Origin of the sequence: Rhodococcus sp. YH3-3 (genome assembly GCF_001653035.1) — a bacterium.
Classification (GTDB): Bacteria; Actinomycetota; Actinomycetes; order Mycobacteriales; family Mycobacteriaceae; genus Rhodococcus_F; species Rhodococcus_F qingshengii.
The window spans coordinates 89,288-109,925 of sequence record NZ_BCWH01000004.1 but is presented as its reverse complement, the minus strand read 5'-3'; the positions used below and the strand labels follow the sequence as shown (position 1 = coordinate 109,925).

The 20,638-nt window shown below is 60.0% G+C and carries 21 protein-coding genes and 1 pseudogene; 7 read left to right on the top strand and 15 right to left on the bottom strand.

What is annotated here, in order from left to right:
* Positions 1 to 56: 56 nt before the first annotated feature.
* From YH3_RS31870 to YH3_RS31860, 3 genes are read left to right on the top strand one after another with little or no spacing between them, the layout of a single operon-like run.
* The gene (locus tag YH3_RS31870; RefSeq protein ID WP_064444848.1) at positions 57 to 869 is read left to right on the top strand and encodes an enoyl-CoA hydratase/isomerase family protein; all 813 of its coding nucleotides are present in this window, start codon (positions 57 to 59) and stop codon (positions 867 to 869) included.
* A gap of 7 nt (positions 870 to 876) precedes the next feature.
* Positions 877 to 1,728, top strand: coding sequence for an enoyl-CoA hydratase/isomerase family protein (locus YH3_RS31865; protein WP_080726554.1), 852 nt, complete (start codon positions 877 to 879; stop codon positions 1,726 to 1,728).
* An 18-nt stretch (positions 1,729 to 1,746) separates the two neighbouring features.
* On the top strand, positions 1,747 to 2,766 hold the full coding sequence (locus tag YH3_RS31860) for a phosphotransferase family protein (protein ID WP_064444774.1): 1,020 nt from the start codon (positions 1,747 to 1,749) through the stop codon (positions 2,764 to 2,766).
* A gap of 106 nt (positions 2,767 to 2,872) precedes the next feature.
* Here the strand turns inward: YH3_RS31860 and YH3_RS31855 are convergent, their stop codons facing one another.
* The 12 genes from YH3_RS31855 to YH3_RS31795 all read right to left on the bottom strand — a co-directional run bounded on the left by YH3_RS31855 (position 2,873) and on the right by YH3_RS31795 (position 13,392).
* Positions 2,873 to 3,319, bottom strand: a complete 447-nt coding sequence (locus tag YH3_RS31855; RefSeq protein ID WP_082920725.1) for a MaoC/PaaZ C-terminal domain-containing protein — start codon at positions 3,317 to 3,319, stop codon at positions 2,873 to 2,875.
* Positions 3,316 to 3,774 carry a MaoC family dehydratase N-terminal domain-containing protein gene (locus YH3_RS31850; protein ID WP_042446836.1) on the bottom strand — a complete coding sequence of 153 codons (459 nt, stop codon included), beginning with the start codon at positions 3,772 to 3,774 and terminating at the stop codon, positions 3,316 to 3,318. The genes YH3_RS31855 and YH3_RS31850 overlap by 4 nt, the downstream gene beginning before the upstream one ends.
* Before the next feature lie 181 nt (positions 3,775 to 3,955).
* Positions 3,956 to 4,675, bottom strand: a complete 720-nt coding sequence (locus YH3_RS31845; protein WP_042446895.1) for a FadR/GntR family transcriptional regulator — start codon at positions 4,673 to 4,675, stop codon at positions 3,956 to 3,958.
* Positions 4,676 to 4,936: 261 nt separating this feature from the next.
* Entirely contained in the window at positions 4,937 to 5,743 is an 807-nt protein-coding gene (locus YH3_RS31840) for an enoyl-CoA hydratase-related protein (RefSeq protein ID WP_064444773.1), read from the bottom strand.
* A gap of 117 nt (positions 5,744 to 5,860) precedes the next feature.
* Positions 5,861 to 7,915, bottom strand: coding sequence for a bacterial transcriptional activator domain-containing protein (locus tag YH3_RS31835; RefSeq protein ID WP_064444772.1), 2,055 nt, complete (start codon positions 7,913 to 7,915; stop codon positions 5,861 to 5,863).
* 80 nt (positions 7,916 to 7,995) lie between these two features.
* Positions 7,996 to 8,343, bottom strand: a complete 348-nt coding sequence (locus tag YH3_RS31830; RefSeq protein WP_064444846.1) for a DUF3024 domain-containing protein — start codon at positions 8,341 to 8,343, stop codon at positions 7,996 to 7,998.
* Positions 8,344 to 8,584: 241 nt separating this feature from the next.
* The gene (locus tag YH3_RS31825; protein WP_274522705.1) at positions 8,585 to 8,830 is read right to left on the bottom strand and encodes an IS3 family transposase; all 246 of its coding nucleotides are present in this window, start codon (positions 8,828 to 8,830) and stop codon (positions 8,585 to 8,587) included.
* A 55-nt stretch (positions 8,831 to 8,885) separates the two neighbouring features.
* Positions 8,886 to 9,992 carry an IS110 family transposase gene (locus YH3_RS31820; RefSeq protein ID WP_082920510.1) on the bottom strand — a complete coding sequence of 369 codons (1,107 nt, stop codon included), beginning with the start codon at positions 9,990 to 9,992 and terminating at the stop codon, positions 8,886 to 8,888.
* Between the two features lie 245 nt (positions 9,993 to 10,237).
* Positions 10,238 to 10,804, bottom strand: coding sequence for an IS3 family transposase (locus YH3_RS31815; protein ID WP_064444770.1), 567 nt, complete (start codon positions 10,802 to 10,804; stop codon positions 10,238 to 10,240).
* Between the two features lie 47 nt (positions 10,805 to 10,851).
* A complete protein-coding gene (locus tag YH3_RS31810) occupies positions 10,852 to 11,334 on the bottom strand; it encodes a helix-turn-helix domain-containing protein (protein WP_064444769.1) in 483 nt (160 codons plus the stop codon).
* A gap of 25 nt (positions 11,335 to 11,359) precedes the next feature.
* On the bottom strand, positions 11,360 to 12,397 hold the full coding sequence (locus tag YH3_RS31805; protein ID WP_064444768.1) for an IS30 family transposase: 1,038 nt from the start codon (positions 12,395 to 12,397) through the stop codon (positions 11,360 to 11,362).
* A gap of 539 nt (positions 12,398 to 12,936) precedes the next feature.
* Positions 12,937 to 13,392: a hypothetical protein gene (locus YH3_RS31795; protein ID WP_064444766.1), complete on the bottom strand. Its 456-nt coding sequence runs from the start codon at positions 13,390 to 13,392 to the stop codon at positions 12,937 to 12,939.
* A gap of 210 nt (positions 13,393 to 13,602) precedes the next feature.
* Here YH3_RS31795 and YH3_RS31790 point away from each other — a divergent pair, with 210 nt between their 5' ends.
* Together YH3_RS31790 and YH3_RS31785 are read left to right on the top strand one after the other, a co-directional pair.
* Positions 13,603 to 14,643, top strand: coding sequence for a hypothetical protein (locus tag YH3_RS31790; RefSeq protein ID WP_064444765.1), 1,041 nt, complete (start codon positions 13,603 to 13,605; stop codon positions 14,641 to 14,643).
* 191 nt (positions 14,644 to 14,834) lie between these two features.
* A pseudogene (locus YH3_RS31785) lies at positions 14,835 to 15,590 on the top strand (AMP-binding protein); the annotation flags it as partial.
* A 137-nt stretch (positions 15,591 to 15,727) separates the two neighbouring features.
* On the opposite strand, the gene YH3_RS31780 reads toward YH3_RS31785, so the two are convergent.
* Positions 15,728 to 16,909 carry an acetyl-CoA C-acyltransferase gene (locus YH3_RS31780; protein WP_064444764.1) on the bottom strand — a complete coding sequence of 394 codons (1,182 nt, stop codon included), beginning with the start codon at positions 16,907 to 16,909 and terminating at the stop codon, positions 15,728 to 15,730.
* A 111-nt stretch (positions 16,910 to 17,020) separates the two neighbouring features.
* Here YH3_RS31780 and YH3_RS31775 point away from each other — a divergent pair, with 111 nt between their 5' ends.
* The gene (locus YH3_RS31775; RefSeq protein WP_064444763.1) at positions 17,021 to 18,001 is read left to right on the top strand and encodes a zinc-binding dehydrogenase; all 981 of its coding nucleotides are present in this window, start codon (positions 17,021 to 17,023) and stop codon (positions 17,999 to 18,001) included.
* A 57-nt stretch (positions 18,002 to 18,058) separates the two neighbouring features.
* On the top strand, positions 18,059 to 18,841 hold the full coding sequence (locus YH3_RS31770) for an enoyl-CoA hydratase/isomerase family protein (protein ID WP_064444762.1): 783 nt from the start codon (positions 18,059 to 18,061) through the stop codon (positions 18,839 to 18,841).
* A gap of 77 nt (positions 18,842 to 18,918) precedes the next feature.
* Here YH3_RS31770 and YH3_RS31765 read toward each other — a convergent pair whose 3' ends face one another.
* Positions 18,919 to 19,638 (bottom strand): FadR/GntR family transcriptional regulator, encoded by a 720-nt coding sequence (locus YH3_RS31765; RefSeq protein WP_042446550.1) that lies wholly within the window; start codon positions 19,636 to 19,638, stop codon positions 18,919 to 18,921.
* Positions 19,639 to 19,840: 202 nt separating this feature from the next.
* Positions 19,841 to 20,635, bottom strand: a complete 795-nt coding sequence (locus tag YH3_RS31760; RefSeq protein WP_064444761.1) for an SDR family NAD(P)-dependent oxidoreductase — start codon at positions 20,633 to 20,635, stop codon at positions 19,841 to 19,843.
* Positions 20,636 to 20,638: the final 3 nt, after the last annotated feature.

Genomic DNA, 20,638 nt, shown 5'->3' with positions numbered 1-20,638 from the left:
GCCACGGATACCGACCAGGCCGACTCCGGCCAATTATGAATGAGGAGTATGTCGCTATGAGCCTTCCGAAGCTTGACTTGGAGACCATCGAGCTCACAGAACCATCGCCCGGCGTCGCATTGGCGACCCTAGACCGTCCGGACCGTATGAACTCGATGACGAACGTCATGTTCGTCGAACTCGAAACTCTTGCACGCGCTCTCGATCGTGACGACGATGTCCGCGTCCTCATCCTGACCGGAGCGGGAAGGGCGTTCTGCGCCGGATACGACCTCGACGATGCCGACCACCTATCCTCGCTGTCTCCTCTGGGAATGCTCGATCAGCAGGAACTCGCAGCGCGGGGTCTCGCGGCGATCCGTTCGATGCGCATTCCTGTCATTGCTGCCGTTAACGGTGCAGCAGCCGGTGGTGGGCTCTCACTCTCGCTGGCCGCCGACATTCGCATCGGTTCCTCGGCGGCGCGATTCAACGCGGCCTTCGTTCGAATCGGTTTGTCTGCGGGCGATTTGGGGGCCTCATGGCTGCTGAGCCGGTTGATCGGCCCTGCCCGCGCTGCGGAGTTCGCCTACACCGGACGCTTGATCGACGCGGTCGAGGCTGAAGATATCGGCCTGATCAACACAATCGTTCCGCCCGATGCGCTCATTTCCGAGGCTGTGTCCATGGCTGAGAAAATCTGCTCCAATTCGCCAGGTGGCGTGCAGTTGTCCAAGCGAGCGCTGCAGGCCAACATGGAGGTTGCGTCCTACGCTGCAGCGCTGGAACTCGAAAACCGGGGCCAGGCGCTGCTGACCCGAGGTCAGGACATGCCGGAAGCGCTGGCGGCATTCAAAGAAAAGCGCGCTCCGCGCTTTACGGGAAAGTGACAAGCCGATGACCAGCACAGATATCAACGACACGTCGACCGAATTGATCAACTACAACCCGCCCGAACTCGAGACACTCCGGCTGGATGTGCTGCCCGGCAAGATCGTCGTCCTGACGATCAACCGGCCGGAGCGGATGAACTCGCAGACGGTGCAGATGTTCACCGAGTACAACACGGTCGCGTACGCGTTACGCGATACCGACGCGCGGGCACTGATCATTCGGGGAGCGGAAGAGCGGGCGTTCTGCGCCGGATTCGATCTGGAGGAGATTGACGTCATCACGACGATGGGCGTCCGCGACTTCCTGAAGTTCCAGGAGACGGCCACCGGCGGACTCGCCGCCATTCGTCATCTACCTTTTCCGGTCATCGCAGCCATTCATGGCGCGGCGACCGGTGGTGGGATGGCACTTGCGCTCGCCGCAGACATCAGGCTGCTGGCACCAACCGCCAAGTTCAGTGCGGCGTTCGTGAAAGTAGGATTGTCCGTTGGTGAGCTCGGGACGTCGTGGCAGCTGACACGGCTGGTGGGCTACGGCCGTGCCGCCGAGATCGGTTACACCGCACGGTTGGTCGGAGCGGATGAGGCCGTGAAGATCGGTATGGCCAACCGCGTTGTACCGTCGGAGGAGCTCATGGATGCAGCAGTGGCCATGGCAAACGACATCGCACTCAACTCGCCAGGTGGAGTCCGAATGTCCAAGCGCGCACTGCAACGCAACCAGGAGGTGTCGTCGTATGCGGCTGCCCTCGAGCTCGAGAATCGTGGTCAGGCGCTACTGACGCGTGGCCAAGACATGCCCGAAGCCCTCGCAGCCTTCAAGGAGAAGCGAGCACCCCGGTTTACCGGGCAATAACGGAAACGAGAGCACGAGATGTGGGAATGGTCCGAATCCGAACGAGCGCAGCTTGCGGTGTTCCTCGAAGACCGAGGCATTGCCGCAGGACCGGTCAGCACGGCGACGATCGGTGACGGTCACTCCAACCTCACCTACCTGGTGACGGATGGAAACGCACGTGTGGTGCTGCGTCGTCCGCCGCCTCCGCCGGTGCCGCGCGGCGCGCACGACATGCTGCGTGAGGCCCGGCTCATCGACGCCCTGCGCGATACAGGCGTTCCCGTCGCCGATGTGCTGGCAACGGGCCAGGTCGGCGACGTCCTCGACGTCCCGTTCTACGTCATGAGCCATGTCCAGGGACCCGTCGTCACGACGGAGACACCTGAGTCGCTGAGTTCACCGGAGGATCGGCGCAAGATCGGTGAGGCACTGATCGACACGCTGGCGGCATTGCACCAGGTCGATTGGCGTGCCGCCGGGCTGTCCGACATCGGAAAACCCGAGGGATTCAATCGCCGTCACCTTGAGCGTATGGGAAAGCTGGTGGCCGACGAAGCCGGAAATCCTCCAGCGGAGTTTGCTGCCATCGACGCGTGGTTGTCGGTTAACGTGCCCACGGAGTCAGGGGCGTCGATCATCCACAACGATTACCGGATCGGTAACGTCATCCTGGCGCCTGATTCGCCGGGGCGCATTGCCGCTGTACTGGATTGGGAGCTTGCGACGGTAGGAGATCCGCTGTTCGACGTCGGGTACTTCCTCGCCTCCTATCCGGTCGAGGGAGAACCGCTCACTCCCACGGCTGAGCTCGGTACGGCTACTCTCGAGGAGGGATACCCGACGCGAGATGAACTGGCACAGCGCTATTCGGCGAGCACAGGTGCCGATCTCACGAACATCGGGTGGTACACGGCGTTGGCGTTGTGGAAGCTCGCGGTGTTGTACGAGTACGGGCGTCGACGCGCAGACAAAGGCGTGGGAGATCTGTACTACAAGGACCCGGAGCTGGTGCGGTCGTTCCTCGAGGCCGCGCATCGCGCAGCGGGCATCGAGTAGATCTCTCGCGTTGTGTGGGTGAGATATCTGCCCGCCGGGCCGACCCACTGACTTCGGTCAGGAGTCCAGCCTGGCGGGCAGATTCGTTTTTGCTCAGAGGGCGGAACTATTGGTCATTCGCGGCGACAACCAGCGCAGATCCCCGAATGGCCGTGTCGTCGCCTCGAGTGAGCGTGAGTTCGACTGTGGCCAAGGTTGTTCCGTCGCCGTCGCCGTCGCCGTCGCCGTCGCCGCCGGAGTTCACGGATGTCACGATAGCGGAGGCAGTCAAGATGTCACCGAGGAACACCGGAGCAACAAATCGAACTTCGTATTCCCGGATGTGTTCTACGCCCACCCAGTCGGACAGTAAGCCGGCAAGAATGCCCGCGTGCATTTGTCCCATGGCGATAACTCCGGGGAACCCAGATGATCGAACGAACTCCGGATCGTGGTGCAGAGGATTGAAATCTCCACCGGCACCGGCGAACCGGACAATGTCGGTTTGGCTGATCGGCCCCACGGTTCGAGATTCGGGTCCCGCGCCGATCGATACTGTCACTGGTGATCTCATGATCCGCCGCCCCGCTCGATGATGGTTTCCTGCTGCCGCGCCACCGTGGCGCCGTGCGCGTCGACGAACTCGGTTTCGAGGGTGATCACACGCATCGTGCCGCCGCGTTTGCCCTCTCGAATCTCGTCTTTCGCCACTCGTCTCACGCCGGTCAACGAGTCCCCGGTAACCAGCGGGCGAAGGTACTCCCATTTCACTCCACCGACCACTACGCGTTCAAGTGCCAGTCCGAGGGAGTCGACGAAGGCGCGTTGATTGCGATGATGTCCCGATACAACCGTGTGGGTCGCGGTGGCGGGGACACCGGCGAATCCTGCTGACATCGCCAGGGTTCGATCGGTGTGTACAGGATCTTCGGTGAAGGTTGCACGGGCGAACTCGCGAACCTTGCCGGCTTCTACGTCGAACTGGACGGTATCGATGACGTGATCGTCAGGTGTGTCTCTTAATGACATGAACTCTCCCTATCGGTCTGACCGATAATACCATTGGTCCAATTCTGCATCGAGTGATTCTGCCAAGGCTCGATCGAGTCGCGGTGCACGCCTACGTCAGGAAGGATTCTGCACGTAAAGTGAACGGCCCCGCAGGAGTTCCCGCGGGACCGTTCACTTTACGACCGGAGTTGGAGAGGTTCTATTCGTCGGCGGGCAAGGTGATGTCGACACGCTCGTCGACTGCCAGAGCCGCTTCTGCGTAGGAATGCACATGCCTTGTCATGCGGCGAAGTGCGGCATCCGGGTCTTGTTCGCGGATGGCGCGTGTGATGCTGCGGTGTGCGCGGAGGGTAGTCGAGCGCACCGTGTCGGTGATGAAGCCTTCGTTCTCGGTTGCCGTGTAGATGGCACGCGAAAGTGCCGTCATCATGCCCATCAAGAGTTCGTTGTGACTTGCATTGGACACGCCCACATGCCAATCCACGTTTGCGCGGAGAAATGCGTCGAGGTCGTCGCCGGCCGCTGCGATTGCCTCGTTGGCGGCGTCGAGTGCTCGGAGATCCTCTGCGGTTCGGTACTTGGCGGCCAGTCGAGCGCAGAATGGTTCAATTGCTTCACGTGTCTCGTGCAGAGCGGCGAGTCGGATCTGCTGCCCCCGGATCAAAAGTGCGACAGAGTTCGCCATCGACTCGCCACCGGGCTTTTGCACGAAGGCGCCGCCGGCGCGTCCAGCCTTGATGCGTACGAGGCCTTGGACTTCCAGGATTCGCAGAGCTTCACGAACAGTGGTGCGGCTCATGCGCGTCTGGACCACCAGTTCACGCTCGGGCGGCAGAGGCGTGCCCTCCTCGTATTCGCCGCTGAGAATGCGCTCGCGCAGTTCATTAGCCAGCACGTCCGATGCTTTCGGAACTTCCATCGGTGTGAGCTGTATGGTTGATCGACTGGCCTTGACGACTCTTTCGGTGGCCCATGCCATGACATCCCCCAGTTGCTGGTCTAATGATCGGACCTAAATGTAGCACTCGATGGATCATTGTCTCGCGTCACCTGCAGAATTCGTTGCCGGTTTGTCGGAGAATCAGCCGGGTTGCTTCGTACGATCTGGGAATCGTTCAGATCACTGATCTCGTGCCGTGAGGCCGATGGTCGTCGTCGCCACCGGCCGTCGGGTGTGGGTTTAGTTGCCGCGGTCTTTGCTGAAGTCGGGTGTGCGTTTTTCGTTGAAGGCGGTGATGCCTTCTTTGGCTTCGTCGGATTCGCCGAAGATTTTGAGGGTGGAGATGGCCATGGCGCCTTGGGCGATGAAGTGTTCGGTGTCGGCGTTGAGGGATTGTTTGAGGATTTTGAGGGTGGTGGGGGAGAGTTGGAGGATTTCGTCGGCCCAGGTGCGGACTTCGGTGGTGAGTTGGTCGGCGGGGACGATTTTGTTGACCAGGCCCCAGTCGAGGGCTTGTTGGGCGGTGTAGCGGCGGCAGAGGAACCAGATTTCGCGGGCGCGTTTTTCGCCGATGGTGCGGGCGAGGTATCCGGTTCCTAGTCCGGCGTCGAAGGATCCGACGCGGGGTCCGTTTTGGCCGAAGATGGCGTCTTCGGTGGTGATGGTGAGGTCGCAGAGGAGGTGGAGGACGTGTCCGCCGCCGACGGCGACGCCGTTGACGGCGGCGATGACGGGTTTGGTGACGTCGCGGATGACGCGGTGGAGGGCTTCGACTTCGAAGAGTCCGCTGTCGGAGGGGCCGTAGTCGCCGGTTTCCATGCGTTGTTTTTGGTCGCCGCCGGCGCAGAAGGCTTTGTTTCCGGCGCCGGTGAGGGCGATGGCGCCGACGTCGTTGCTGCCCCAGGCGTGTTTGAAGGCTTTGACGAGTTCGTCGACGGTGCGGGCGCGGAATGCGTTGTAGCGGTCGGGTCGGTTGATGGTGATCCAGGCGAGGCCGTTGTCTACTTTGTAGGTGACGTCGGTGAAGTCGCTGCTGAAGTCGTTCATGTGACCTGGTGGTCCTTCCGTGGGCGCGTTCGTCGGGTTTGGTCCGACCGTATGACTGAATGTAGCGGTGATAACGATCGTTTTCAAGAGTGGATCGATCCTCGAGAAGGTCGAGTGCTAACTCCGCAATTGTTCGAGTAGTCGTCTGGTCGACTGTGCAGGGGAGGTCTGTAGCTCGGCCAGCGTGTCCTGGCATCGGCGAAATGCGCTGATCACGCGATCGTCGTGGCCCATCGCAGCGGCGACTTTCATCGACAGCCTCCAGGTGCTCTCGCGGTACGGATCATCGATGAGCACGTCCCTGACATAGTTCGCAGCAGACTCGAGATTGCCGAGGGAGAAGGCGGTGGCCGCTGCGTCGTATCGAGTATCGGTAGCCATTTCACGCAGATCTTGTCGACGGTTCACAGTGAAGGTCGAATCGAATCCGTCGAGGTAATCGCCATTGTCCACAATCGTGAGGGCGCGTGTTGCGGCATCGAACCGTGCAGTGCCTTGCAGTCGCATGGATTGTCGGACGGCATGCTCGAACTCGACCGACTCGCTGCTCAGGTATCCACCGATCCAGTGGACGTGTGTTCGGTCGGTATCGACGACAGAATGTTCCGGAAAGGCCTCTCTGAGTCGGTTGATCGTCTGGCGGAGGTACGACTTCGCACTTTCATCGGAACGTCCGTCGAACAGGCCCTCCATCAGTGTGGTCTTCTTCGCTGTGCCTCCATTTGCTCCCAAAAGTGCCAGTAGTTCAACACTTTTGGTGAGTTTTGGGACAATGTTGTTTCCGCCGGAAAGGATGGAACTGTGGCCGAACTCTGTCATCCTCACCGGCGGGGCAACGGATACGGAGGCCAATGTCATACGATTGCGTGCCCGCTTCGGCTGCGGGGCCCCACGATCTGTCAAGACCGATCGGCCGAGTAGGTGCCACGTGGTATCCGTCTCTGGCTCCGAGTCCAGCCGACGCGACACGACGGACGGAAATTCGTGGAGCGCCTGCAGGAGAAGGTGATCGGAACCCTGTGTCATAGCCGCGGCGAGCGCATGATCGGCAGCTTCATCTGCGAGGTCTCCTTGCCCGAGTCGCCACCGGGTTTCCGACATATACACAAATGCGGTGGGAAGGAAGAACTGCCGATCCCAGCGCCGCATCGTCTCGATGGCAGAAACCAGGTGCGTGTGTGCGGTGTCGAGGTCCGACCGAAAGAGTGCGAGGAGCCCTCGCCACATATGGAGTTGCTCGAGGATTCGTACGCGTCTGCGAGCAGTTGGGTCGCTCTCCACACGATCGAGCGCACGGTGAGCGTCGTCGATGTCGTGTGTGACTCGAAGGGCAACCATGGCTTCCTGCAACTCGTGGAGCATCACACAGAAGGGGCTACTGCGCATCGCGATCGTACGACTGTGCCGAAATAATTCGGGGAGTTCGAGTGTGCTGCCACGGTCAACGGCAAGTGCGATCCGGATGCGTGCCAGCGCAGGGGAATTGCGATGAATTGATGCTTCGTCGAGCAGCTGTTGAGCCTCGACGAGTCGGCCGGTGGCCCGGAGCGCCGCGATCCGACTCGAACGCGATGCTGCCCAGGGCGCAGGCGTGTGGGTCAGAACTCGTTCGAATCGACCATGCATCAGATCGATTCGGTGGAGGAGTCCGTCGACGACGTCGCCGCGGTCACCGGGGCGGTCACGGTAGTGGTTCGGCTGGTCGTCCATATCGACTCCCAGCGCGAATCTCCATGTCTCCGTCGCATCGCCGGACCGGGCGTGGTCGGTGACAGTGACAACGTCTTCAAGGCGGCCGACATGAATGAAGCAGGTGCCTATCATGCCGGCCAGCGCGGGATCCAGCCTTCGTCCAGCTGTTGCTCCCTCTTGCATAACAAGCAATCGATCTGCGATCGTTGCGCCTTCGGCCCACGATTCGCGGTCCAGGGCAACTGTCAATTGCGCACGAGTCAGCACCTCGGACGTATGGACGCTGTCGGTATCGAACCGGTGGAGCCACTGGTCTGCGATTGCGAAATCACCTCGTCGAAGTACTGACTGGATGGCCTCCGCTCCTGCTGCCGCTGCAGCAGATGTGTCGCTTGCCGAGAGGAACGACCACACAGCGTCCTCATGATTTCCCTGTTCGGCAAGCAGTCGACCGTAAGCCTGATGAAGTTCTTCGACCACGCTGCCTTCATATGCGTCGAGCCCAGTTCTCAGAAACTCACTTGGTCTCAACAGGTCAACGCGTCACCGACGATAACGGATCAACCCCAGAAGATCGGATCACCACCGTTTTCGATGTGATCGAGTAAATCCTGAATATGAGGGCTCGGATCCAAGAACTGGTAGCGGTGAAATTTGAGGTGCTGATCCCGCCAATACAACGTCCACAACCCGGTCTTCTTCGTGTAATACAGCCGGGCGATCGGAAATCGCGTCCACTCCGGGCCGAAGTCCTCCCGCCACGGCCGCCGGCATTCGCAGATCGTCACATGACGGGCCGCGATGTCATATTCGACCCGAATATCATGACGCAGGTGATCGGGAACTCTACTGGCGCAGTACTTCACGACTCGCGCGACATCGAGTTCGGGAAGTCCGGTAGCAACCATGCCCACCATCATGCCAACCGCCTTCGGCGGCCGGCTTTCCTATCCGGTTGCGCAGGAACCGAGCACTCGTTCTTCTCGTTGACGTGGACTATCCCAATCGAGCACACGCCGAGGCCGATCGTTGAGTCTGTCCGCGACCCTATTCAGGTCATCCTGGGCGAAACTGCGCAGGTCAGCGTTCTTGCGCAGGTACTGCCGAAGCAATGGAGTGGACCCCGAAAGTTGGACTCGTAATGGAACCTTATGCGATGGCGGGTGTTTGGGCGCGGTACTCGTCGGGGCTGAGGTAGCCGAGTCGCTGTTGAATGCGGGTGGTGTTCCACCATCGCAGGTAGTCGGTGAGCCCTGAGTGAAACTCGTCAAGAGTTCCGGGTTTCTGGATGCGGAACCATTCCTCCTTGAGGTGGCTGAAGAATCCTTCCATGACGGCGTTGTCGAGGCACGTGCCTTTGCGGGACATTGACTGGGTGAGCCCTGCTTCGCGCAGCGTGTCCCTCCAGAGGATATGTCGGTACTGAAAACCTTGGATGCTCTCCTGAGAGTCAAGCTGCTTTTCGATGGTGTCGGGTGTTCGGGGTGATGGTCTGCGGTCCAGGGTTGAGGAGGTAGTAGACCTCGCGAGCCAGGTAGCGTTTCAGGCACCGAATGGTTTCCAGTTTCGAGTGGCCTTCGCTGGTTTTCTTCTCTACGTAGGCCTGGGTTTTCGGGTCGAGTCGAATGCGGCCGATGACGGCCAGATGCAAGGCTCGGTTGGCTTGGCGGTCACCGCCGCGATTGAGGCGGTGGCGTTGGGTCATGCCAGAAGATGCGGGTAGCGGCGCGACACCGCATAGCATCGCGAACGCGGCTTCGGATTTCATTCGATCGGAATTGTCGCCGGCGGTGACAAGCATTTGTCCGGCGACTTCGATACCGATTCCGACGCGCTCGAGTAGTTGAGGTGCGAGGGCTTTCACGATCGGGTTGATCAGTTCGTCGAGATCGGCGATCTCGTCGGTCAATTCGAGATAGCGGCGAGCCAGGGATTTCAGCGAAACCCGGTAGGCGGTCACAGGATCGGTAGCGTTCGAGACATCCGGCCGCCACGCGGCGAGGAGGCGTATCAGCTGCATCCGCGTCAGATCGCGGACCTGCTCGCGCAGCTCGTCGGGAGCGGAGATGATCGTCATCCGCAATAGTTGCAGCGCACTGCGCCGCTCTCGTACCGAATGGGCTCGGGTCACCCTCAACACACGAAGTGACTCGACGGCACCGTCTTTCGATTTCGGGGTGGTGGTGCGCCGGTTGGTTTTGGCTGCACGCGCTGCGTTAATGGCATCGAGGTCGTCGTTTTTGCCCTTACGGCGGCGGTCCGAGCGATCGGGGCGGTCCACCTCGAGTACCGTCACGCCGGCTTTCGCGAGGTGGCGGGTCAGCCCAGCTCCGTAGGAGCCAGTGCCCTCAATACCGATCCGGATCAGATTGCCGTACTCGCCGATCCAGGTCAGCATGGTTCGATACCCGTTTCGGGTGGTCGGAAAACTGCGAGTTCCGAGGACGTTGTCGTCGGTATCGATCACCGCGGCGACGTGCAGTTCTTTGTGGGTATCGACTCCGGCGAACACTTCCCGGTCTTGATCGAGATCGGCTTTGTCAGGCATCCTTGTCATGTCGCTTTCCTCTCCGTTGACCGATGAGCAAGGCGGCGCCGCGCATCGACCGAACCGGCGGACAAGACAGTGATGAGCACCTGGTGGTGCAGGCTCTCCTCAGGTCACCCCGACGGTGAGGCGTAGCGCCTCACCGGGGGTTCCCAGGAACCGACAAATCCAAGGAAAGACATACGATCGTCGATCGGAGTGCGGGTCAGGAACACTGGGAACTCCCGGCACCAGCATTCTCTCGTCTCCATGCGTTAACGGTCAGGAAATCCGAAAACACCGGCACAAACAGTCTCACTGTCGGAGTGGAGAAGTGGCTTTTCTCCAGCGTTGAGGGTGTCGATTGCCATGCGGAGGCTGTCGGTGACCATCTTCACGCTCGGAGAGGGCCCCGCCGTCGCTGAGATGATTCGGTTGTCATGGAGATCGAGGATGGGCGAAAGGTAGACCTTGGAGCTGCCGATATTGAACTCGGTTACGTCTGTTGCCCATTTGGTGTGCGCCGTCTCTGCGGCGAACTGGCGGTTCAACACGTTCTCGGCTGCCTCGCCGACTTCTCCTCGGAAGGAGTTGTACCGTTTGCGACGACGCACCAGGCACTGCAGTCCGAGGGCGCGCATCAGTGTGAGCACGGTTTTCTTCGCCACCCGCCGTCCCTGCCGTCGCAGGATAGCGAGGATACGTCGGTGCCCGTAGGCGCCCTTCGCATCTTCGAAGGTCTCACGAATGGCTTCTTTGAGCTCAGCATGCCGGTCCGCGCGACGGAGTCGATTCCGATGGTCATAGAACGTCGATCTGGGGAGGTACGCGATCGACAGCAAGAGTGCCAGCGGAAATTGCGCCTTGAGATCATCGACAGCTCGAACTTTCAGCGTCGTTCCTGCGACCTCAAGGCCCGCAATTTTCCCAAGTACGCGACCTCAGCGCGAAGCCGTTCGTTCTCAGCGCGCAGTGTCTCGAGCTCGCTTTTCGGAGGGGAATCCCCGCGATCGGTTGGAGGCCTGCCACGCCTCTTCGGGCGCAACCCGTCTTCTCCGTCACGTCGGTAGATGACAGTCCAGTTCGCTACCGTTGTGGGCGAGGGCAAGTCGTACTCTTCGGCCAGAGCCCTCCCGGACTCTCCGTTGACGTTGCGACGCACGATCTCGAGCTTGGTCTCGAAATCGTACTGTCTTCGGTCTCTCGTCACCAGCGCACCTGCTCCCCGAAGTTGCCATCGTTGATACAACATTTGGACAGGGTTCGGGGCAAGGTCAAGAGTCAACGCGACGGACTTCGCCGTGAAGCCTTCCTCGAATAGTTCGAGCGCCGACACGGCGTCGGAGTGACTCAACGTGCTTTTCGCGTACATCTGACTACTCCCTGAAGAAGGATACCTAGATTTGGTGTCCAACTTTCGGGGTCCAGTCCAGCAACCCGTTCGCGTTTTCGTTCGTCCCTCGTTGCCACGGATGATGAGGGGCGCAAAAGTAGACGGGCATGTCCAGAGCTGCGGTGATGCGCTCGTGTTCGGCCATTTCCCGTCCCCGATCCCAGGTCAACGAACGACGTAGATGAGCCGGTAACCTGCCCAGGTAGGTGATCAGCGCATCGGCGACCCTCTCGGCCCGGTAGCCGTGCGGCAAGGCCACAACATGGGTGACGCGTGATTGCCGATCCACCAGCGTCGCGACCGCCGACGGGCGGGTTCCGAACACGAGATCACCCTCCAGGTGCCCGGGCTCGCTACGATCGTTTGCCGCAGCTCCTCGAAGATCGATCGAGACCATATTTCGTATCCGCCCACGACCGTGGGAGCGTTTCTTCCCGCGAGGTCTACGTATCGGCCGATCGGTACGCAGTTCGTGAAATACAGTGCTGTCGAATACTTTCCGTGACGGTATGTAGAGGCAACGGTAAATCGTCTCGTGCGAGACCCACATCTGCGGATCGTCCGGGTACTCGCGCCGAAGCCAGACGGAGATCTGTTGCGGTGACCACTGCTCATGGAGCTTGTCCGTGATGACGGTCCGCAGACTCGGCCGGGCACACAGGATCGACATTTTGGGGCGGCGGGCACGGACGTAGGCAGCTGTATCGGCGTCTATCGCCCGGTACTCCTCGCGGCCGCCGTTGCGGGCGATCTCACGTGCAATCGTGGACGGGGATCTTCCGAGGTTCTCGGCGATCGTCCGAGCGCTGTCACCTGCGGCAATTCCACGCGAAACTTCTTCGCGTTCACCTGCGGTGATATGGCTCTTTCTTCGCGTTCGTGGGACCGGTCGGATACCGCCGGACTCACGTAGGAAACGACGAATTCGGGGCATCGTTTCTCCGAGAACCCGCTCGATTTCTCGTATCGATTCCCCGCGGCGGTGAAGATCCCAGATCAGGTTCTCCTGCTCCACAGTGAACCCGAGTGCCTTGCTGCCCATCCATGTCTCCACGATCACGCATCATCTCACCAGTAGTGATGCGTTCACCTATTGAGACCAAGCACGAAATCGGGGGTGCGCACGCATTTCTCGACGATCGGCAGAGAACCAGACGGGAATGTGTCGCTGCGAGATTGACGACATGATTTGAACGGCATTCGTGTGCCCCAGAGCTTTGGCATCGTCTGATGTGACGCTGTGGAGAATGGAGGTGCCCACGAGAAACCATCGTTCCGCGTCACTCAGGTCCCCCATGATCTCAGTAGCGAGATATGTGTTGAGGGCGTCTGTTTCGCCGCCTCCACCAAACGTATGATCGGGCGATCGCCACGCTTCGAAAAGGTTGCCTGCTACCCATCCTCCAGTTGCTTCCACTGCATCCTGCGCGACGGTGTCGGCGTGGCCGAGGCTGGAGAGAACAAGTGTCGCCTCGTCTGCGTTAAAGGCTAGTTCGTGCTCGGTGAGGACTCCGATGCCGCCGACACCGACTGCGCTGCCGAGACGCAGAGTGACAGTTCGCCTTGAGATCAGGACGACTTTCACTGTGGCCGGAAGGCATCGCAAAAATGTCGACAGCGCATCGAGCGCTGCGGGTCCGCCACATGCTCCACTTCGTCGAGTACCAGGGTCAACAGAGTTCCGGCGAGGGCGTCGGCGAGGTCGGCAGCGGCTTCGGCGTGGGGCACCTCGGCAGCCAACGCAGCGGTCGCTGCACGCATCATTGTGGGTGCGATGTGGGTGAGCGCGTCTTCGATGTGCACGAGCAGTCGACCAGGCGCGGTTTCGGTGCTGTCGAGGGTTAGCCATGCGGTATTCGAATCGAGGGCTGTGACCGCATCTACGACCGCCGTCGTCTTTCCCGAACCCGCCGAGCCGAGGACCCACACGATTCGGTAGTCCTGGCGAAGGGTGAACAGCCGTTTGTTGAGACGAGGACGTGGGATGACCCAGTCATTGTGAGCGGGAGGGTGGATCTTTGATCGCGAGGCAGTCACTGTACTCAATCTCTTTGTCGGGATCTGCGCGTCCGAATTGGAGGATGACCAGCTATTTCGCCGGGATTTCGGGCTTCAAATTACCGTTCGTGCCGAGGGTCTGGCAATACCGGAAGTCGCTGCGGCAATGGAGGTTTCCACAGTGCAAGGAAACTGCGGAAGGCGCGCGCGGGCGGTGATGGTCGACCCGTCGCTATCAAAGGAGATGATTTGATCACTGCAGCAGATGCTGAGTACCACCTGACTGGCAACGCGGACACAGCCGATGCCACGTGGGCAGAGACGATAGTTCTCGTGTTCTCGGTTCCCGAGGCCGGGATTCTGGGAAATGCGTATGTCTTGTCCAGACCGAACGTCGGTACGACGATTTCTTCCGTCGTCCTACATTCCGGTTTCTGCACGCAACCCTACGAAATCGATTTCACCGACGCGCAAATGCATGTTCCTGCGCCCGAGAAGTTTTCGGATTTTTCGTTGACCAGCGGATTGAGTCTGACGGCGACAAGCCGCCCACGAGATTTTCGGGTTCGCTACGAGCACGCTCTTGGTTCGTGCCGCCTCGATCTGCAGTTCCGGGGGCTTCACGATCCCTTCGACGTCCACGACCCGACGCAGAATCCGCTCGTCGTCAACGTATCGGAACCCCTGGACACCGGACTAGGCGATGTATGGGCGCACGGTCACTATGACATGATCGGCAGAATCACCGGAACACTCGAACTCCGTGGCAAGACATACGAAGTCGATTGCGTCGACGGAATGGATCGGAGTTGGGGTCCGCGTGCTGAAATCGGTGACCGGGGAGCGGCATGGATTCATGTGACATTCGGTGAAGAGTTCGGTCTCCATCTGGGTATGTCACTCGATATTCGTGACGGCGAGGTTATTTACGACGCTCTGAAGTTCGGCTACGTTGTCGAAGGCGGTGAGCTCTATGGCATCGTCTCCGCGGCGGTGAGTGCGGTTCGGGTCGACATGGTCGCAGTGACTAATCGGATCGTTGCCACCGATATTCGCGGTAAGACTTACGAGTTCTTCGGGACCGCTGTCGGTGGCGCTCCGTGGTACAGCTCCAGCCCGGCATACGCCAGTTTCCAAAGCTTGTTTCGCTACCAAATGGGTGATCGCATCGGATATGCCGAGTCCACTGATGTCCTGGGTCTTGAATTCATGGGCGACAGACTGTCTAAACATGCTCGTCAGGGACGTTTTTCGGCAATTTCCGGCGCTGAGAGGAGTGTGGGTAAATGACAACAAGTGCTAGGTCTACGGCGATGGGCATGGCGGATCCCCATGTCGAAGAGACAATCGACCTGACCCTCACGCGAAAGCTGGCCCGGCGTGGTGTCGTTGTCCATACCAATCCCAGCGCGTCGGATATCCAGGATCGCCTGACAGTATTTCTCGGCAGCAGAATCCAGGGGGAATTCCGGCTGACGAACCTGTCGAGACTCCCCGGCGGCGCATCGAAGGAGCAGAGTTCGGGGGTTCGTGACATTACGCTCGGTGATCTACTTCGCGAGGGCGCAGCTACGGTGCCCGAGAGGATCGCACTGGTCGATGGTGTAGCTGATCCCGACGCGCGCAAGAGCTGGACATACAGCCAACTGTTGGTGGAAACCGAACGTGTCGCGCAGGCGTTGCTCACCGAGTTCAAGCCAGGAGATCGGATTGGTATCTGGGCACCGAACAGTGCGGGGTGGGTGGTTCTTCAACAGGCGATTGCCATGGCGGGCATGGTCGTCGTTGCTGCAAACCCGGCGTACCGTGCGCATGAGCTCGAATATGTGTTGAAGCAGTCCGGTGCCGTTGCGCTGTTCTACCGCGACTCTTACCGAGGCACTGATTTGCGCGAGATTCTCGACGAGATCCGACCTCGGCTTCCCGAACTGAGGAAGGCGATCAGTACGCAGGGTTGGAACTCGTTCGTCGAAGCTGCAGATCGGACGAAAGAACTGCCGGCCGTTTCGCCGACGGATCCGGTTCAGATTCAGTACACGTCTGGTACCACAGGGTTTCCGAAGGGGGCATTACTGCACCACAAGGGCATCGTCAACGAAGCGAAGTTCGTCTTCGAACGTGCCGGCATGGAGGACGGTGGAGTCTGCGTCAATGCGATGCCGATGTATCACATCGGTGGTGGCGCGGTGACCGAACTCGGGACATTTTCGTCGTTTGGAACATACGTCGTACTGCCGATCGGGGAGCAAGGCGAGATCTGCTGCTGCCACCTTCCGATGGAGGGCGTTTGCTAGTCACAGCCAGAACTGTAAATGGTTAGACCGAGGATGGAAATAGCGTCCCAGTCGGTAGATCGGGTGGCTGAGGCGCGAAGTTATTCGCGATGAAGGATGATCGCGTTTCCTTGGCCCCCGCCACCACATAGTGCGGCAGCTCCGGTGCCTCGGCCGTGTTGTTTAAGTGAATTTGCAAGGCTGAGAGCTATTCGGGCGCCAGACATTCCGACGGGATGGCCGAGTGCAATCGCGCCGCCGTGGATGTTGACCCTTTGCTCGTCCACGCCGAGGTCGGCCATCGACGCCAGCGCTACGCCGGCAAAAGCTTCGTTGATCTCGATCAGGTCGAGCATGTCGACCGTCGTTCGTCCGTCGAGTTTGACGGCCTGTGTGATGGCGGCCGCCGGCTGATGGAGCAGGGAGGTGTCGGGCCCAGCTACCAGTGCCGTTCCGCCGATCTCGGCGATCCACTCGAGGCCTCGCTGGACTGCTGTGGACTTCGCCATGACGATCACTGCGCAAGCGCCGTCGGAGAGTTGGGACGACGACCCAGCCGTAATGATCCCGTCGTTGGTGAAGGCAGGTTTCAGGGTCCCAAGTTTCGCAACCGTGGTTTCCGGGCGGATACCTTCGTCGTGTTCGAGCGTGACGGTTCCATGTCGTCCCTTGGTGTCGATGGGCGCAATCTCTGATGCGAAGGTGCCGTTGACGGATGCCTCGGCGGCATACGCGTGCGAGCGGGCCGAAAAGGTGTCGAGTTCTAACCGGCTGACGGTGGCGGAGTCGAGGTAACGTTCAGTGGCTTGGCCCATCGGGATCCGGTCGAAAGCGCACAGTAACGCATCATGTTCGAGTGCATCCTCGAAATCGGCTCGGCCGAATCGGAATCCGGATCTGGCGCCCCGCGCCAAGTAGGGGGCGTTGCTCATCGATTCCATGCCACCGGCGACCACGACTTCCGCGTCACCGGACCGGATCATTCTGTCTGCGTCGATGATTGCTTGAAGTCCCGACAGGCAGAGGTTGTTGATCGTGACGGCCGGGACGGACATGGGGATACCTGCCGACACAGCTGCCTGGCGTGCGGGGTTGGGTCCGACACCTGCTTGAACGACATTTCCCATCACGACGGCATCGACGTCCGACGCGTGCACTTTGGCGCGGCTGAGAGCGTGGCTGATGGCGTGGGCGCCCAAATCGGTGGCGCTGATCGTAGCTAGAGTGCCGCCGAGTTTGCCGATGGGTGTGCGTGCACCGGCGACGATGACTGCGTGTGGCATGGAGAACTCCTGTGGTCTGTGGGTTGGAATGACGGATGTCCCCTGTCACGTCTTGTTTCTTACCATCACTTTGGAATACAGTCCAATGGTTGGACCGAAATGAGGAGTGGCGTGGACGCAGTTGTAATGCAGGAGTTCGGTGGTCCGGAAGTACTTCGTTGGGGGTCGGTGCCCACGCCTGCCGCCCGCGATGGGTGGGTGAGCGTCGAATTGCGAGCGAGTGCGCTGAACTGGCACGACATCCTTGTCCGTCAAGGTCGATACGGTTCGCCGCTTCCACACGTACCTGGCGCGGATGGCGCGGGTGTCAGAACCGATACCGGGGAAGACGTGATCGTCGTTCCGTCTTTGTGGTGGGGCGACAATGAGTTTGCTCCTGGTGAGAAGTGGGAGATCCTGGGTGACCACAGGCACGGTACGTACGCCGAGGTGGTCTCTGTTCCTGCTGAATGTGTCGTACCGAAACCACGTGGATTGGACTGGGCGCAAGCTGCAGCGCTGCCATTGGTGGGTTTGACGACATTTCGTGCGCTGTTCAGTCGTGGACGACTGCGCGCCGGTGAGAGTGTGCTGATTCTGGGTGCAGGTGGCGGAGTGGCCACGATGGCGGTGACGCTGGCGGCAGCCGTCGGCGCCTCCGTCGTGGTGACATCGTCGACCGAGGAGAAGCTCCGGCAATCCGTCGAGTTGGGCGCTCAGGGGGGTGTCTTGTATACCGATCCGGCGTGGCCGCAGGCGGCACGAGCACTCTCGCCGGGCGGGCGTGGGTACGATCTGATCATCGATTCTGTTGGTACATGGTCGGATTCGATCAAGGCACTGCGCCCGGGTGGCCGTTTAGTGGTGTTCGGGGCGTCGCGGAGCGAACACGCAGAGTTGGATGTGCGTGGATTCTATTTCGGTCAATACGAGTTGATCGGGACCACCATGGGTAGCCCGCGGGATTTTTCAGGGTTGGTGTCGCTGCTCGACGAGCGCGCAGTCGCCCCGGTTCCAGTTGGCAAGGTCTTTCCGTTGTCTGATGCTGCGCACGCACATGTTTTCCTGGAGCAGGGTAGTGGATTCGGCAAAGTTGTTCTGTCACATAGGTGATCAATACGCACCCACGGTTGCTGATCACATGAAACATATACTCGAAAGGATCTTTTGATGCCGCAACTGGTTCGGTATGAGATCGAGGAAGACGACATCGCCGTCATCACACTTGACAGTCCGGCAACTCGAAATGCGCTCAGTGACGAGTTGCTCGATGAACTTATCGGGGCTTTCGAATGTGCAAAGGCGGACGTTTCCGTCCGGGTCGTGGTGTTGACGTCCTCACACGAGCGAATCTTCTCCGCCGGCGGAGATCTGAAAGCTTTCGCCAGTGGGACGCCGACCATAGTGAAATATGCCGGCCTGGATCGATTTCCTCGGTTGTATCAACTGATCGGGGGACTGGGGAAGCCCGTAATCTGTGCAGCCAATGGCGACGTTCTCGCCGGCGCCTTCGGACTGGCGCTCGCGTGTGATCTGATTCTTGCGAAGGAATCGGTACATTTCGGCTGTCCGGAAATTAACGTCGGGGTGTTCCCGTTCATGATTTCGGCGCTCATCTATCGCACCGTCGGTCGGTTCACGGCAAACGAGCTGATGATGCTGGGGGACAGGATCACTGCCGCTGAGGCGCGGGAGTACGGACTGGTCAATCGTGTAGTACCCGACGATCAGTTCGACGAGACCGTGAGTGTCTGGGCACGTCGGGTCGCGGACAAGTCTCCGCTGTTGATGAAACTCGGAAAGGATGCGATCAATGCGACCCGCGACATGTCGCTTCCCGATGCACTCACCTCACTGCAGTCGCAATTGGCCCTTGCTTTTACCACCGAGGATGTTGTGGAGGGAGTAACGGCATTCCGGGAGAAGCGTTCTCCTGCATGGAAGATGCGTTGACAATTTCGCGTGAGGAGTCCCGTGTTGTCCGCTTCGGCAACACGGGACTCGAAATACCGATATCGTTCGACCGCTGACTAATTGTCTTCTGGTACGACGATATCGACACGTTCGTCAACCGCCAACACTTCTTCCGCGTAGGAATGGACGTGCCGGGTCATGCGGCGAACGGCGGCATCAGGGTCCTGATCGCGGATTGCACGCGTGATGCTGCGGTGTGCGCGAACGGCGATGGAACGTACCGAATCGTCGATAAAGCCTTCGTTCTCCGTTGCGGTATAGATGGCACGCGAGAGTGCAGTCATCATGCCCATCAAGAGTTCGTTGTGGCTTGCATTGGCTACAGCCACATGCCAGTCGATATTTGCACTCAGAAATGAGTCGAGTTCGCTACCGGCCGCCGCGATCGCGTCGTTGGCAGCGTCCAAGGCCTCGAGATCCTGTGCTGTGCGATGTTCGGCTGCCAAGCGAGCGCAGAATGGTTCGATTGCCTCGCGGGTCTCGAGTAGTGCAGCCAGCCGGATCTGCTGTCCGCGGATCAACAGCGCGACAGAACTTGCCATCGACTCGCCACCCGGTCGCTGCACGAAGGCGCCGCCCGCGCGTCCGGCCTTGATGCGTACGAGGCCTTGGACTTCCAGGATTCGGAGGGCTTCGCGAACGGTGGTACGACTCATGCGCGTCTGGACCACGAGTTCACGCTCGGGCGGTAGTGGCGTACCTTCTTCGTATTCGCCGCTGAGTATACGTTCACGCAGCTCATTGGCCAGCACGTCCGAGGCTTTCGGAACTTCCATCGGTGTGAGCCGAATAGACGACCGTCCGCTTTTCACGCTATTCTCTGCGGCTGGTGCCATGACATCTCCCAATTGGCGGTCTAAAGGTCAGACCTAATATACCATTTGAGGTTCCGGTCGGCCTGCGATTTGACCGCAGAATGAAGCCGGGGAATGGTGCGACGAACCACTGGTGCATCACTCCCCGATTGTGAAAGGTCTCTCAGGCTGCGGAGATTCCACCATTGACGCTTATTGCCTGGCCGGTCAGGCGTCGAGCGGCGGGTGAGGCAAGAAACACCGCGAGGGCAGCGATATCCTCGGATTCGGGAACCCCGAGATGCGCTTGGGTCGCGGCTTTTGCGAATAGCTTGGCACTGAACCCTGCCGAGGTGATGCGCTCGGTGGACCCGGTTCCGTTGACAAGCGAGGGCGTCAGCACGTTGACTCGAATTCCGCTGCGCTTGGCCTCGATTGCCAATGTCCGGGTGAACATCACGATTGCAGCCTTTGCCGCGTCGATGACGGCCTCGCCCGGTGTTGCAGTCTTTCCCGCGTCCGATGCGACGTTGATGATGACGCCGGTCTTGCGTCGACTCATGTGCGGGAGGATTTCGCTGGCCATGTACATCGAGGGCAGTGCAAGTTGGGTGAAGGTTCGTGAGATGTCATCGGTGGGGATGTTTGCGAAGAGTTCCGGCTGAACATCGGCGGCAGTGGTGCAGACGAGTCTGTCGACGCCGCCGAGTTGTTTCTCTGCTTCGGACGCAATACGTGCGGCACCTTCCACGGTTGTGGCGTCCGCGGCAAGAAACGTGACTTCGCAGGAGTTTCCGGAGGCAACCGCCGCTCGGGTTGCTTCACCGCGTTCGGAATTGCGTCCCACGATCATGATGCGAGGAACTCCTGCCGCTGCTAGTTGCGTGGCGGTCGCGGCGCCGATGCCGGCAGTGCCGCCGACTATCAGTGCCGCACTGCCTTTGAGCTCTTTGGGCGTGAACGATTCGTTCGAAGTCATTGT